10 protein-coding genes and 1 tRNA gene are annotated in these 12,931 nt (G+C 53.3%); 5 read left to right on the plus strand and 6 right to left on the minus strand.

What is annotated here, in order from left to right:
• Positions 1 to 343: 343 nt before the first annotated feature.
• A complete protein-coding gene (locus DVA44_RS15645) occupies positions 344 to 538 on the minus strand; it encodes a hypothetical protein (RefSeq protein WP_103823326.1) in 195 nt (64 codons plus the stop codon).
• A 175-nt stretch (positions 539 to 713) separates the two neighbouring features.
• On the opposite strand from DVA44_RS15645, the gene DVA44_RS15650 reads away from it, so the two are divergent.
• The 4 genes from DVA44_RS15650 to DVA44_RS15665 all read left to right on the plus strand — a co-directional run bounded on the left by DVA44_RS15650 (position 714) and on the right by DVA44_RS15665 (position 5,728).
• Complete coding sequence (locus tag DVA44_RS15650) at positions 714 to 1,820, plus strand: NADH:flavin oxidoreductase/NADH oxidase (protein WP_114387492.1); 1,107 nt, start codon at positions 714 to 716, stop codon at positions 1,818 to 1,820.
• A 232-nt stretch (positions 1,821 to 2,052) separates the two neighbouring features.
• Complete coding sequence (locus DVA44_RS15655; RefSeq protein ID WP_114387493.1) at positions 2,053 to 3,411, plus strand: MFS transporter; 1,359 nt, start codon at positions 2,053 to 2,055, stop codon at positions 3,409 to 3,411.
• Positions 3,412 to 3,437: 26 nt separating this feature from the next.
• Positions 3,438 to 4,793: an NAD(P)H-dependent oxidoreductase gene (locus DVA44_RS15660; RefSeq protein WP_114315408.1), complete on the plus strand. Its 1,356-nt coding sequence runs from the start codon at positions 3,438 to 3,440 to the stop codon at positions 4,791 to 4,793.
• A gap of 50 nt (positions 4,794 to 4,843) precedes the next feature.
• Positions 4,844 to 5,728 (plus strand): NAD(P)-dependent oxidoreductase, encoded by an 885-nt coding sequence (locus tag DVA44_RS15665; RefSeq protein ID WP_114387494.1) that lies wholly within the window; start codon positions 4,844 to 4,846, stop codon positions 5,726 to 5,728.
• On the opposite strand, the gene DVA44_RS15670 is transcribed toward DVA44_RS15665, so the two are convergent.
• Both DVA44_RS15670 and DVA44_RS15675 read right to left on the minus strand, forming a co-directional pair.
• The gene (locus tag DVA44_RS15670) at positions 5,721 to 6,725 is read right to left on the minus strand and encodes a substrate-binding domain-containing protein (RefSeq protein WP_114315410.1); all 1,005 of its coding nucleotides are present in this window, start codon (positions 6,723 to 6,725) and stop codon (positions 5,721 to 5,723) included. The genes DVA44_RS15665 and DVA44_RS15670 overlap by 8 nt on opposite strands.
• Before the next feature lie 219 nt (positions 6,726 to 6,944).
• Positions 6,945 to 7,032, minus strand: a tRNA-Ser gene (locus DVA44_RS15675).
• Positions 7,033 to 7,240: 208 nt separating this feature from the next.
• Between DVA44_RS15675 and DVA44_RS15680 the strand changes: the two genes are divergently transcribed.
• Entirely contained in the window at positions 7,241 to 8,098 is an 858-nt protein-coding gene (locus DVA44_RS15680) for a serine aminopeptidase domain-containing protein (RefSeq protein ID WP_114387495.1), read from the plus strand.
• A gap of 63 nt (positions 8,099 to 8,161) precedes the next feature.
• Here DVA44_RS15680 and DVA44_RS15685 read toward each other — a convergent pair whose 3' ends face one another.
• The 3 genes from DVA44_RS15685 to DVA44_RS15695 all read right to left on the minus strand — a co-directional run bounded on the left by DVA44_RS15685 (position 8,162) and on the right by DVA44_RS15695 (position 12,867).
• Positions 8,162 to 10,258, minus strand: coding sequence for a pyrroloquinoline quinone-dependent dehydrogenase (locus DVA44_RS15685; protein WP_114387496.1), 2,097 nt, complete (start codon positions 10,256 to 10,258; stop codon positions 8,162 to 8,164).
• Between the two features lie 12 nt (positions 10,259 to 10,270).
• On the minus strand, positions 10,271 to 10,636 hold the full coding sequence (locus DVA44_RS15690; RefSeq protein ID WP_114387497.1) for a hypothetical protein: 366 nt from the start codon (positions 10,634 to 10,636) through the stop codon (positions 10,271 to 10,273).
• A gap of 233 nt (positions 10,637 to 10,869) precedes the next feature.
• Positions 10,870 to 12,867, minus strand: coding sequence for a choline BCCT transporter BetT (locus tag DVA44_RS15695; RefSeq protein ID WP_114315413.1), 1,998 nt, complete (start codon positions 12,865 to 12,867; stop codon positions 10,870 to 10,872).
• Positions 12,868 to 12,931: the final 64 nt, after the last annotated feature.

The raw sequence follows: 12,931 nt of genomic DNA on the forward strand, positions 1-12,931 counted from the left end.
TAAAATAAAATGCGTTTAATCCACCTACGCGCATAAAAATGATATTTCCCGTATCACTAAAAAACAACCGGGTATCTGATGCGCAAAATAGCCGCCCCGGCAATGTTGACATGTCAACATTGACATCATTGATTAATCTTAATATTTTTGTATTTCCTTGCACTGCAATGGTGAGAAATGGCTACATAAAAATAACATTCAGCCCTATAAATTGGCTATCTTTGCAATTATACCCAAGAGGAAAACTAGCAGTGAAATTAATATTAAGATAAATCTCATAACGAGCTAATAAACAAAAAAAACCGAATATTAATGTTTACATTAAAATACCAATATAGACAACTTAAGTGTTATTACCAATACCCTGAGCAGGGTTTAAAATAAAGCCCGCTTCATGTTTTACTGCCATTATCTGGCGCAACGATAAAGCCGCCCATGTCACGGTGCGCATCGTGTCCCCCGCCACATACTCACGGCACACCTCACCCGCAGGAACAGCAAAAAAGTGAAAGTGTTTGTCGATTTTCTGATGGCGCATCTTTCAGCAACGTCGCAAAGTGAATAGCGTAATCATTAAAGCGTTGCGTCTGACGCAACGGACTTTTGCATAAACGGCAGGTTCAGTTATCGTTATCTCTGCGTTATGTTGATGAATATATAAGGGTAAAAATCGCCCTCCCCTGTTTCTAACGCTGCAATCTGGAGTGACATGTATGTCTCAACCCAAGCTGTTTACACCGTTACGTATCCGCAATCTTGAACTCGACAATCGCATCGTGATCGCCCCCATGTGTCAGTATTCTGCCGAAGAGGGCTGCATGAATGACTGGCATACCCTTCACCTGGGGCAACTGGCCCTCTCCGGCGCGGGTCTGCTCACCATTGAGGCGGCAGCCGTCTCCCCGGAAGGCCGCATTACCTACGCTGACGTCGGGCTCTATGATGACAAAACCGAGGAAGCGATGGGCCGGGTGCTGGACACCCTGCGTAAGTGGTCCGATATTCCTGTTGGCATCCAGCTGGCCCACGCGGGCAGAAAAGCGTCAACGCACAAGCCGTGGGATCATCGGGGACAGCAAATTCCACCCGACCAGCAAGGGGGCTGGCAGACGTTAGCCCCTTCCGCAGTGCCTTACAACGAGGGCTATGTCCCGCCAACCGCTCTCGACAGCGAGGGCTTAGCCGAAATCCGCAACCAGTTCGCTGAGGCCGCAAAACGTGCTGCCAGACTGAATATCGATCTGATCCAGATCCACGCCGCCCACGGCTATCTGCTCCATCAGTTTTTATCGCCGCTCTCAAATCAGCGCACGGATAATTACGGCGGTTCGCTGGAAAACAGAGCCCGGTTCCCACTGGAAATTGTCGACGCGGTGCGGGAAGCCTTCCCGGCGGAGAGAGCCATCAGCGTGCGTATCTCCGGGACGGACTGGGTGGAAGGCGGATTCAACCTTGAAGAAGCGGTTGAGTTCTCCAGAATGCTGGAAGCGCGCGGAGTTGACGTGATCCACGTCTCCAGCGGCGGTCTGCACCCGAATCAGAAGATTGAGGTCTATCCTGGCTATCAGGTGCCGCTGGCAAGGGCAGTGAAAGCTGCGGTAAATATTCCGGTGGTGGCGGTGGGATTAATCACCGAGCCCGAGCATGCGGAATCTATCGTAGCCAGCGGGGATGCAGATTTTATTGCCATCGCCCGCGGCGCGCTCTATAACCCGCGCTGGCCATGGCATGCGGCAGCGGCGCTGGGCGCCCAGGTCCATGCGCCGGAACAGTATCTGCGTTGCCAGCCGCACACCCTGAAGAACCTGTTTAAGTCCTGATGTTTCGGATACCCGTGGCATCACGGGTATCCTTCCCCGCCTAAAAGCAGGATCATTTACAACTCGTTAACCTAGTCACAATTTCTTAACTTTCCCCGCGCTTCTCTTGACTGTTTCTGTATCAGTCGTAAAACTCTTGAAAAAGTAAAACGTTTTACTTTTTAATAAAACTGTCGCGGTATTCATGCTTTTTCCGTGATTTTCAGTGGGTTAAACGCTACTGGGATACATCATGAAACACGTAGAAGAGTTCGATAGTACGCTGGCCGGTGTGAGTGTTACGCCTGAGCCAGGCCAAACAGAAATTTCATCGCTGGCAAGGGGGGCGATAAAAAAAGCCAAATTTCGGTTGATGCCCCTGATACTGCTGATGTATCTGCTTGCGTTTATAGATCGCTCAAATATCGGCATGGCCGCGTTAACCATGAATCAATCCCTGGGGTTAACGCCTGAACATTTTGGGTTTGCTGTGGGGATATTTTCCTTCGGGTATATCCTGTTTGAAATTCCCAGCAATGTGCTGCTGGAACGATACGGTGCACGCTTCTGGTTAGCCCGAATCATGATCACATGGGGCATTATTTCCATGGCGATGGCGTTTGCACAAGGCGTGGTGACGCTTAGTATCCTGCGCTTTTTACTGGGCGTGGCCGAGGCGGGGCTGGCGCCAGGTATTGTTTTCTATCTCACAACCTGGTTTCCCAAAAAGGAGCTGGCTAAGGTCTTCTCCATTTACTATTTAGGGGTTCCGCTGGCTGCTATTATCGCCAATCCGATCTCGGGTTATATTCTCGATAATTTTCATAATGTTGGGGGGCTGGAGAGTTGGCAGTGGCTATTTTTAATTGAAGGCTGCCCGCCTGTCATCTTATCCGTTGTGGTTTTTCTTTATCTTACCGATAAACCGTCTAAAGCGTCCTGGCTTAAACCCGAAGAGCGTCAGGCTTATCAGGACCTGATGGAAAAAGACCAGGAGGCGACCTTGTCCGCCGGACACTCCGGTTTCAGGGAAATGATCAAAGACCGACGGGTCTGGCTGCTGGGGATGGCCTATTTCTTTACCGTCATTGGTCTCACAGGCCTCGGTTTCTGGATGCCGCAGTTCATCAAGCGCTTCGATTACTCTGATACTGTTGTCGGCATGCTGGGCACGATTCCCTATATCGCAGGCGCGGTGGTGATGTGTTGGTGGTCGAATCACTCTGATAAAACCAATGAGCGAACCTGGCATTTTATTCTTCCATCGCTGCTCTTTTCTGTCGGATTTGTGGTCGCCGCTATCAGCGACTCACCCGTGATATCCATGGTGGGGTTAACGCTTTCGACGGTGGGTATGCTGTCATGCGTGCCGACGTTTTATACCCTTCCAGCATCCTTTCTTACCAGCCGAGGCTGTGCCGGTGGCATGGCACTGATTAACTCAATTGGCAATATTGGTGGGTTCTTCGGGCCCTTCCTGGTTGGCCTCGTTATCTCGATTTCCGGTAAATCACAGAGCGGTCTCTATCTGTTAGCGGTCCTGGTTTTGTTCTCGCCGTTGCTGATTTATCTCATGAGCAGAAATCGCCGTCAGATTGCTGGCTGGCGTTAATCCATCCCCCCTTAAAGGAGTAGAAAATGAACTTAGCAGCATTGTTAGCTGAGCGTGCCTGTGCCGCAAAATCGGGTTCAGCACAGCCTGTTCGTGTGGGCATTATCGGCGCCGGCAAATTTGGTTCGATGGTACTTGCCCAACTGCGGCACCTGGAAGGGCTGCATGTGGTGGCCGTTGCAGACCTGGATGTCCAGAAAGCCCGTGCTGCACTGGCGCGTGTGGGATGGCCAGAATCGCAGTATCAGGCGCATAACATCGAAGCAGCTTTACGCGAAGGCACAACCTGCGTCGTTGAGGATGCAGAACAGCTGATCCGGTGTGAGCAAATCCACTGCATAGTTGAAGCGACGGGACATCCTCTGGCCGGCACTCGTCACGCTCTCCATGCGGTCGAAAATGGAAAACACGTGGTGATGGTAAATGTGGAAGCCGACGTGTTGTGCGGGCCTTTGATAGCGGAACGTGCGCGCCAGAACGGGGTGATTTACAGCATGGCTTATGGTGATCAACCGGCGATCATTTGTGAACTGGTTGACTGGGCTAAAGCCTGTGGCTTTGAAATCGTTGCCGCAGGTAAAGGGATGAATTACGAACCGCGATACCGCTACTCCACACCGGATACCGTCTGGGGATTCTTTGGCTGGTCTGACGAAGAAGTTGCTGCCGGGGACTTTAACCCAAAAATGTACAACTCGTTTACCGATGGTACCAAAGCGGCCATTGAGATGGCGGCTGTCGCCAACGCAACCGGATTAGACTGTCCCGATAACGGACTGGAATTTCCCCCTGCCGGGGTGCATGACCTGGCGCGGGTCTTCTCTCCGGCATCTGATGGCGGGCGCCTGGGCCGCAGTGGGCTTGTGGATATCGCAGCCAGTCAGGAGCCTGACGGACGTGAGGTGCTTAACAATATCCGCTACGGCGTTTTCGTGACATTTAAAGCCCGGGATGAATACAGCCGGGCCTGTTTCAAACAGTACGGATTACTGACCGACCCAAGCGGCTGGTACGCGTCGATGTGGCGCCCTTTCCATCTGATTGGTCTGGAAACCAGCATCAGTATTCTCTCCGCGGTATTACGAGGAGAAGCTACCGGGACAGCATTAAGTTTCCGGGGCGATGCGGTTGCAACGGCAAAACGCGATCTCAAAGCGGGTGAGATGCTGGATGGTGAAGGTGGGTTTACTGTCTGGGCCAACGCCTTGCCAGCCAGCATCAGTGTGGCACAAGATTTCTTGCCAATGGGGCTGGCCCATCATGTCCGACTGGTGAAGGATGTCGCAAAAGATAAGGCGATTCGTTTCTCCGATGTTCATTTTGACAACAATCTGGACATCGTCGAATTACGCAAGCAAATGGTCAATCTTGCGGGATTATAAACAGGGTGATACCCGCAACGGCTACTGTTGCGGGTATATCAGGAGGACAAATGAAAAGCGAAATGCGTATTGGCTTGTTGGGTACGGGGTTGATGGGACAACCTGTGGCGCGTCGACTTGTCGCAGCCGGATATCCGGTCACGGTATGGAACAGGTCGCAAGAAAAAGCGCTACAACTGGCAAGCGCTGGCGTAAAGATTGAACAATCTGCTTCGCAGTTACTGGCTGACAGTGAGCTCATCATCTGTTTGTTAAGCGATGCAACGGCGTGCGATGAGGTGATATTCAATCACGACGCACTTCAGTACATTGGTCCAGATACAATCATCCTCATGATGAGTACCCTGTCGCCGGATATTGTGGTTGAGCAAGCACGTAAGGCCCATAGTGTTCAGGCCCACTATGTCGATATCCCTGTTTCCGGCGGAACAACAGGCGCAGAGAAAGGTTCATTATCCTTAATGGCGGGAGGAAACAGGCAGCTCATTGCTAGCCTTCGTCCTTTGCTATCACACCTGGGGAAAGTCACGCATGTCGGAGAAGTTGGAGCCGGTCAGCTCACCAAACTTGCAAACCAGATTATTGTCGCCGGAACCTTAAGTTTATTGTCGGAAGCTTTTACTCTCGCGCAACGCGGCGGCGCCGATCCAGAAAAAGTGCGCGAAGCCCTACTCGGCGGGTTTGCAGATTCCACATTGTTGCAACACCAGGGCGAACGCATGGTTAAAGGGGATTTTAAAGCTCGGGGCGCTGCAAAGTGGCAGCTTAAAGATACGCGCAGTGCGGTGGCACTGGCGAAGCAGCTTAATTTGACCCTACCGTTAACAGAAACAGTGAATCAACTCTTCAGCCAGATGATTGATGCCGGAGAGGGTGACCTGGATCATTGCGCCATTATTAAGCAAATCCAGCGTTTAAATAAGGTGGCTATTTAATCCTGGAAACACTTTCTCTTTTAACTAATATGCTATCCAGTTCGCAGGGTTTTTGCTGTTCACCGGATAAACTCAACAGTGCTTTACTGGCCAGTTCTTCAAGAGGATGTTTAATAACGCTAATGGACGGGCTCAGCAGGCGACTCCAGTGACTGTCATGATAAACGATGACGGAAAGGTCATCGGGCACAGCCAATTTTAGCTCGCGGATCCGCGACATGATGACCGGTGCGATTGACGTATTGCCAATAATGATTGCTGTCGGTGGTTCTGCAAGCGACAGCAATTCATCAAGCGACTGGCTGGCGAGCGGATCGCGAAAATTCTTTACTGCGATAAGCTGTTTATTACATTCAATTCCCTGCGCCTGCAGGCCTTTCTTGTAACCTTCCAGTCTTTGCAAAGAAGTGGATGTATTGAGGGGCCCACTTATCCACCCAATACGCCGATGGCCTTGCTCGACCAGATAAGAGGTCGCCTGGCGAGCAGAGGTTTCATTGTTAAACCCAATAACACTGGCGCCTGTAAAATCCTCCAGATAGCGATCGATAAACACGATCGCTATTCCCATATTGCTGATCGATTGCCACATATCCTTGTTAGCGCTTGTCGGCGTTGCGATGATGGCTTTGACCCGCTTTTGCATCAACATTTCCAGGCTTTCCCGCTCAAGCAAGGGATCTTCCTGCGTCGTGACCAGGATGACGTTCATCGCCATTTCGCGAGCGCGCCGTACAATGAGATCCGAAATTTCAGAGAAAAAGTCGTTACTGATGTCGGCCACAACCAAGCCGAGGGTATTGTTCAGGTTTGTCTTGAGTTCACGCGCGGCGCTCTGCGGGGTGTAACTAAGGGTTTGCATGGCAGCGATAATCCGCTGCCGGGTACGTTCGGAAACTGAACCGGTTCCGGGATTCAATACACGGGAGACAACACCGATTGATACTTCGGCTAAAGCAGCGACATCTTTGATGGTGCTTTTCTTTTTATCATTCAATGTAGCACTTAGCCTCAGGTCCGCAGAGTAGATAATTTTATGTTAGATCAATCATGTTTCGATGAAAATGATGTTAGTGGCAAAATCACGTATCGATAAATTTTATGACTGCGCTTGCCTTCAACCAGGGAAATAAGTTGCGCAAAAGACGTCAACCTTTGCTGAAAAAGTACAAAAGCAAAAAACCCTGCGATATTACTATCGCAGGGTTTTTAAATTTGGCGGAAGCGTAGAGATTCGAACTCTAGAACCCTTTCGGGTCGCCGGTTTTCAAGACCGGTGCCTTCAACCGCTCGGCCACGCTTCCAGAGTGAGGCGCACTATAAACATCTCTGGAGGTTATGTAAAGCAAAAAATTCAGGAAATTGAATGTGTTCGCCTTTTGTACAACCCCGCACGCATCATCTTCTGCTGACGACCGTCAAATTCCAGACAAGAAAAAATCGCCAGACTCATCAGAAGCAGCTATTGTCTTTTATTCAGGACTGGTATGACCACTCAACCAAGGTTTACCTATGCATTCGATAATAATACCGACAAATGAAGGCGACTCTCTCGCTGCCACGCTTTGGGAGAGAGAAGATGCCCGCGCGCTGGTTATCCTTCACCCCGCGACAGCGGTTGTACAGGAGTTTTATCAGCGTTTCGCTGAGTATCTTTACGAGTATGGATTCAGTGTCATGACGTATGACTATCGGGGGGTAGGTCGCTCTAAATCAGTCATACTCCGCAGCTGTAACGTCTCCATGTCAGACTGGATGGAGCAGGATGTGGGTTGCATCACGGCCTGGGCCAGGTCACGTTTCCCCGATCTTAGCCTGCTGGCGGTTGGGCACAGCGTGGGTGGACACGCCGTTCTGCTGTCGACGGCTACCCGGCATCTTCAGGCTGCGGCCATTGTGGCATCCCACGCAGGGGTAACCCGTTCTATAAAACAGACGGCGGAAAAAGTGCGCGTCTGGTGCTTGCTGCGCGTTCTCGGTCCACTCCTCTGCCGTATATTTGGTTATATGCCGGCAAAACGCCTCGGGTTGGGAGAAGATTTACCGGCGCCTGTCATGCTGCAGTGGGGACGCTGGAGCGCCATGCCGGGTTACTTCTACGACGATCCTGACTGGGATGCGCGTCGAAGAGCGGCTGAGGTCAGGCTCCCTCTGATGGTTATGGGGTTTGATGACGATCCGTGGGCTAATCCTGAGGCCATTACGCGCCTGATAGAGCCGGTCAAAAACGCAAAAATCGACCGCCGGGAGATCCGTCATGCGGATTTTGGCCTGCCCAGCGTAGGGCATATGGTTTTTTTCCGCACGCGCTGTGCGGAAACATTATGGCCCATTGTCGGGCAATGGTTGATGAGTCAGTGTCCGGATTGAGTGAGCAGTGAATATAAAAAGGGGCCCGCAGGCCCCATTATGATGACATTGCGCGTCAAGGAATTATTCAGGCAGGGCGTAAACCACAACCTGGTCGCCTACCTGATCCTTCAGGATAGTGTTTCCGCCCGCGACAAACGCCACATACTGACGGCCTTTGTACTCATAGACCGACGGGTTTGCCACAGCCGGGGCTTCAACCTGATCGGACCATAGCTCTTCACCGCTTTCCACGGAATAAGCGCGTACTTTGGCATCCATAGAGGCACCGATGAAGATCACCCCACCCGCGGTGATAGCCGGGCCGCCGATGGTTGGGGAGCCCCAGCTTTCCGGCATAAAGAAGCCGTACTGCTGCGAGGCGCCAACCGGACGACGCCACTTCACGTCACCCGTATGCATATCCAGCGCGACGATCTCACCAAACGGTGGTTTCCAGCACGGCATGCCCAGCCAGTTATTGGCCACCAGCAGACGCATGCCGTAAGGCGCGCCTTCCTGCGGTGCAAAGCCGCTCTCGTTACCGGCGGTTTTATCGGCTTTATCGTAATCTTCGCGGCTGTAGAGCTTCACGTACTGCACGATATGCGAGGTGTTGACGATAGCGATCTGCTTATTCGGATCGAACGCCACCCCGCCCCACTGCACGCCACCGGCGCTGTCCGGATAGGTGAGCGCCCCCTCGCCTTTGGCGGTAGGCGGTGTGTACATCCCCTCATAGGTCAGGTTATCCCACAGGCGGGAGCATTGACCGGCACCCACCATATCGGCCAGCTTCCAGATCTCCGGCTTTTTCGACTGATCAAGCAGCGGCGCAGGCTTGGTCGGGAACGGCTGGGTTGGCGAAAGTTTTTCCCCCTGCACTGAACCGTCGCCCTGCGGCACCGGACGCTCTTCGATAGGCCAGACGTCCTCCCCCGTCAGGCGGTTAACCACAAACAGGAAGCCCTGCTTGGTGGCCTGTACCAGGGCCGGGATCTGCTTGCCGTCTACGGTGATATCCATCAGCGTTGGCGCGGAGTTGATATCGTAATCCCACACGTCGTGATGCACCCACTGGCGGGACCAGACCACTTTACCGGTATTGATATCCAGCGCGGTTGTCGAGGTGCCGAGCGGGATCGCATCTACACGGTTACCGCCCCAGTAGTTAGGCGACGGAGAAGAGACCGGCAGATAAACCAGGCCGTTGGCCTCGTCGGCAGACATGTGCGTCCAGACGTTGGCCGTCCCGGTGCGCTGGCGAATCTCTTCCGGAATCGCCTCGAAGGACCATTCCCGCTCGCCGGTCTGGGCATTGATGGAAAATACGGTGCCCGGAGGGGCTTCGGCATAAGCCCAGTCTTTACCGGCCCAGCCCACCAGCAGGTGGTTACCCACCACCGTTGGCGGTTGCAGGATGGAGAGCGGGAATTTGGCGTTAACGGTGTTCCACTGATTTACATCCAGCACGCCGTTGTTCGCAAAACCGGTGCAGGGTTTGCCTGAATCGGCATCCAGCGCAAAGAGCTTGCCGTCCACGGTGCCCATATAGACGATCTTCTGGCAGGCTTCACCGGCGACTGGCTCTTTGGCCTGCCAGTAGGAGACGCCGCGGTTTTTCAGCACTGGCTGGGTTAGCGCTTTACGCGAAGACTTCGTGTCGTAGTGCCACTTCTCTTTCCCGGTGCCCGGGTCCAGCGCAATCAGGCGATCGAAAGGGGTACCGATATAGAGCGTCTCGTTAGCAAAAATGGGCGTTGCTGACCAGACGGTTGCAGGGGTGTCGCCTTTACCATCCGACACATCGCCGGTATGGAACTCCCAGATTTTGGTCAATTTACCGACGTTCTCCGCCGTGATCTGGGTCAACGGGCTGTATTTCTGCGCGTTAAGCTGTCCGTGGAAGCTATCCCAGGTGGCGGCAGAGGGCACCAGCGGGGTCGCTGGTTGCTCAGCCGAAGCCACTTTTTGTCCCTCGCTCTGCCCGGTAGAGGCTTCATCGGTGGTTTTGGTGGTTCCCGGCGCCTGTTGATCCGCTGCATCTACGTTGAGCTGTTCTTGCGTTCCCTGAGAGGCCTCAGTGGCTTTATCCTGCGCCTGCACAGAGAGTGGCGCGATCAGCAGCGCCAGCGCCGTCATGCTGACTTTCATGAAGGGGTGATGTTTATCGTTATACACGGGTGGGACTCCTCAGGCTCTGACGCGGGTATTGTGGTGGACGGGCTTGCTGCTCAGCATAATCAGACCAATCAGGCCGACCAACATCGCTGCAGTAATGATGTACTGGTGCAGCAGCGCGGCGGCGAACCCAATACCAATGAGTACCACGAGGGTGACGATAATCAGAAAGATACGCGCCCCACGGCCAGATGCGGCACGTAACATCAAGGTCAGTACCGCCAGTACTGCGCTGGCAATGGCGACGCCCAGCGCACCGATGGTATCGGTAACGCCGGTAAGGGGCGTCAGCCAGGCGTATAACGCCACCGCGACGCCAATGACCGCAGCCAGCAACAGCAATATCGTGCCAGCGCGGGAGGATTGAGAATGTAACATACCAGGAACTCCCCCTATCAAAACAAAAATTAACCAATAAATCAGGCTCGTGGATTTATGCGGCTGCGACTTGCATGGGCAATAGCGAAAAACTCAGGCAGTAAGAAAAACAGCGGCATAGATCACTAAACGTAACTGAGTATAGAAGAAGGATTTTAAAGGGGGCGTGCAAACACGGCATAGCCGCGTAGTTGGGCATAAAAAATGCCGCCTGAGGAGGCGGCATAGTGATGTTAACGAACCAGATGCAGGAAGTGGAGATGCTTTTCGTACTGGTCGAGAATATCGTTGATCAGCTGCTCCTGGTTCCAGCTCATCACGTCGTAATTCTGTCCCCCTTCTTTGAGGTAGACTTCCGCACGATAGTATCGGTGCTGCTCCGCCTGCTGTTCGTCGTTGTCTATCGCCGACAGGGCAAAGGTCGGAGAGTTATAGCCCCGCAGCCTCACCTCATAGAGGAAGTTCAGCTCGTTGCCTAAGTCCACCTCAAGGCGAATACGATCGTCTGAGGCATCGCTGATTCGGCTCACCGTGCCCTGCTTGCTCAACTCCTCCTGCACGAGGATCATCGCCGGTTTGATGACCTCATCCATAAAGCGTTTCACCAGCGATCGTTTTGGCAGATAGGCAATATTGCGTAAACGACGCTGCCACGGAATAGGATTGCGGGCCGCGGTGGGCGCAATGGTCGCCATGCTCAGGCTCTCGCGTTTGGTTAAATCACGACGCAGCGCTTTGAGTAACCCGTAGATGGAAATCAGCAGGATGATGGAAAACGGTAACGCGCTGGCGATGGTAACGGTTTGCAGCGCGCTTAACCCACCCGCGAGCAGCAGCGCAATCGCCACCACGCCCATCAGCGCGGCCCAGAAAATGCGCTGCCAGACGGGGGTATTGGCCTCACCGCCGGATGCCAGCGTATCCACCACCATCGCCCCGGAATCAGCCGAGGTGACAAAGAAGACGATGACCATCGCCATGGCGATAAACGACAGCACGGACGAGAACGGGAAGTGCTCGAGGAAGTTGAAGAGCGCCAGCGCAACGTCCTGCTGCACCGTATTCGCCAGATCCGTTGCCCCCTCGCGCATAATAAGATTGATCGCGCTGTTGCCGAAGACGGTCATCCACATCAGCGTAAAGCCCGCCGGAACAAAGAGCACCCCGGTGACGAATTCACGGATGGTTCTGCCGCGGGAGACGCGGGCGATAAACATCCCGACAAACGGTGACCAGGAGAGCCACCAGCCCCAGTAGAGCAGCGTCCAGCCACCCAGCCAGTTGCTTGATTTCGGCTCGTAGGCGTAAAGATTGAACGTCTTACTCACCAGCTCGGAGAGATAGCCGCCGGTGTTTTCCACGAAGGATTTCAGCAGCAGCACGGTTGGCCCCAGGCACAGTACCAGCGCCAGCAGCAGTAACGCCAGCCCCAGGTTAAGCTCGGACAGGATACGAATGCCTTTATCCAGCCCGGAGACCACGGAAATTGTCGCCAACCCGGTGATGACCACGATCAGGATAACCTGCACCGTTTCGTTGATGGGCACCCCAAAGAGATGATTGAGCCCGGCGTTCACCTGCAGCACGCCATAACCCAGCGAGGTCGCCACCCCAAAAACGGTACCGATAACGGCAAAAATATCAACGGCATGGCCTATCGGACCATGAATTTTGTCGCCAATAATGGGATAAAGCGCCGAGCGCAATGTCAGAGGCAGGCCGTGCCGGTAGCTGAAAAAGGCCAGGATCAGCGCAACAATGGCGTAGATAGCCCATGCGTGAAGCCCCCAGTGGAAGAAGGTCAGCCGCATCGCCTCTTTCGCGGCGGTGATGGTCTCGGGCGTGCCTACCGGTGGAGAGAGGTAGTGCATAACCGGCTCGGCCACGCCGAAGAACATCAGGCCGATCCCCATACCCGCTGAAAAGAGCATGGCAAACCAGGAGTGATAGCTGAAATCGGGCTGGGCATGATCGGGGCCAAGTTTGATATCGCCGTAGCGCGACAACCCCAGGAAAGTCACGCTGAGTAAGATCAGCGCGACCGCCAGGATGTAGAACCAGCTGGCATTGGTGAATATCTGCTGCTGCAGCAGTTTAAAATTTTTGTCGGCTACGTCAGGAAAAATTGCTGCAAAAGCAACGAGAAGGAAAATTAACAAAGCAGATGTATAGAATACCGCTTTGTTAATCTTGCTTTCAGACTTCTGGGGGGTGGTGTTATTTTCACTCATATTTTATCTATTCCATTAATCCGGATGTGAGGAATCACCTCTTTGAGGTTAGCAAATTTACGCT

This window comes from Leclercia sp. W17 (assembly GCF_003336325.1).
In the GTDB taxonomy this organism is placed as follows: Bacteria; Pseudomonadota; Gammaproteobacteria; order Enterobacterales; family Enterobacteriaceae; genus Enterobacter.

Excerpts from the sequence above, each read along its gene's own strand:
- DVA44_RS15645 (WP_103823326.1), bottom strand. The coding sequence starts at position 538 with ATGCGCCATCAGAAAATCGACAAACACTTTCACTTTTTTGCTGTTCCT.
- DVA44_RS15650 (WP_114387492.1), top strand. The coding sequence starts at position 714 with ATGTCTCAACCCAAGCTGTTTACACCGTTACGTATCCGCAATCTTGAA.
- DVA44_RS15655 (WP_114387493.1), top strand. The coding sequence starts at position 2,053 with ATGAAACACGTAGAAGAGTTCGATAGTACGCTGGCCGGTGTGAGTGTT.
- DVA44_RS15660 (WP_114315408.1), top strand. The coding sequence starts at position 3,438 with ATGAACTTAGCAGCATTGTTAGCTGAGCGTGCCTGTGCCGCAAAATCG.
- DVA44_RS15665 (WP_114387494.1), top strand. The coding sequence starts at position 4,844 with ATGAAAAGCGAAATGCGTATTGGCTTGTTGGGTACGGGGTTGATGGGA.
- DVA44_RS15680 (WP_114387495.1), top strand. The coding sequence starts at position 7,241 with ATGCATTCGATAATAATACCGACAAATGAAGGCGACTCTCTCGCTGCC.
- DVA44_RS15690 (WP_114387497.1), bottom strand. The coding sequence starts at position 10,636 with ATGTTACATTCTCAATCCTCCCGCGCTGGCACGATATTGCTGTTGCTG.
- DVA44_RS15695 (WP_114315413.1), bottom strand. The coding sequence starts at position 12,867 with ATGAGTGAAAATAACACCACCCCCCAGAAGTCTGAAAGCAAGATTAAC.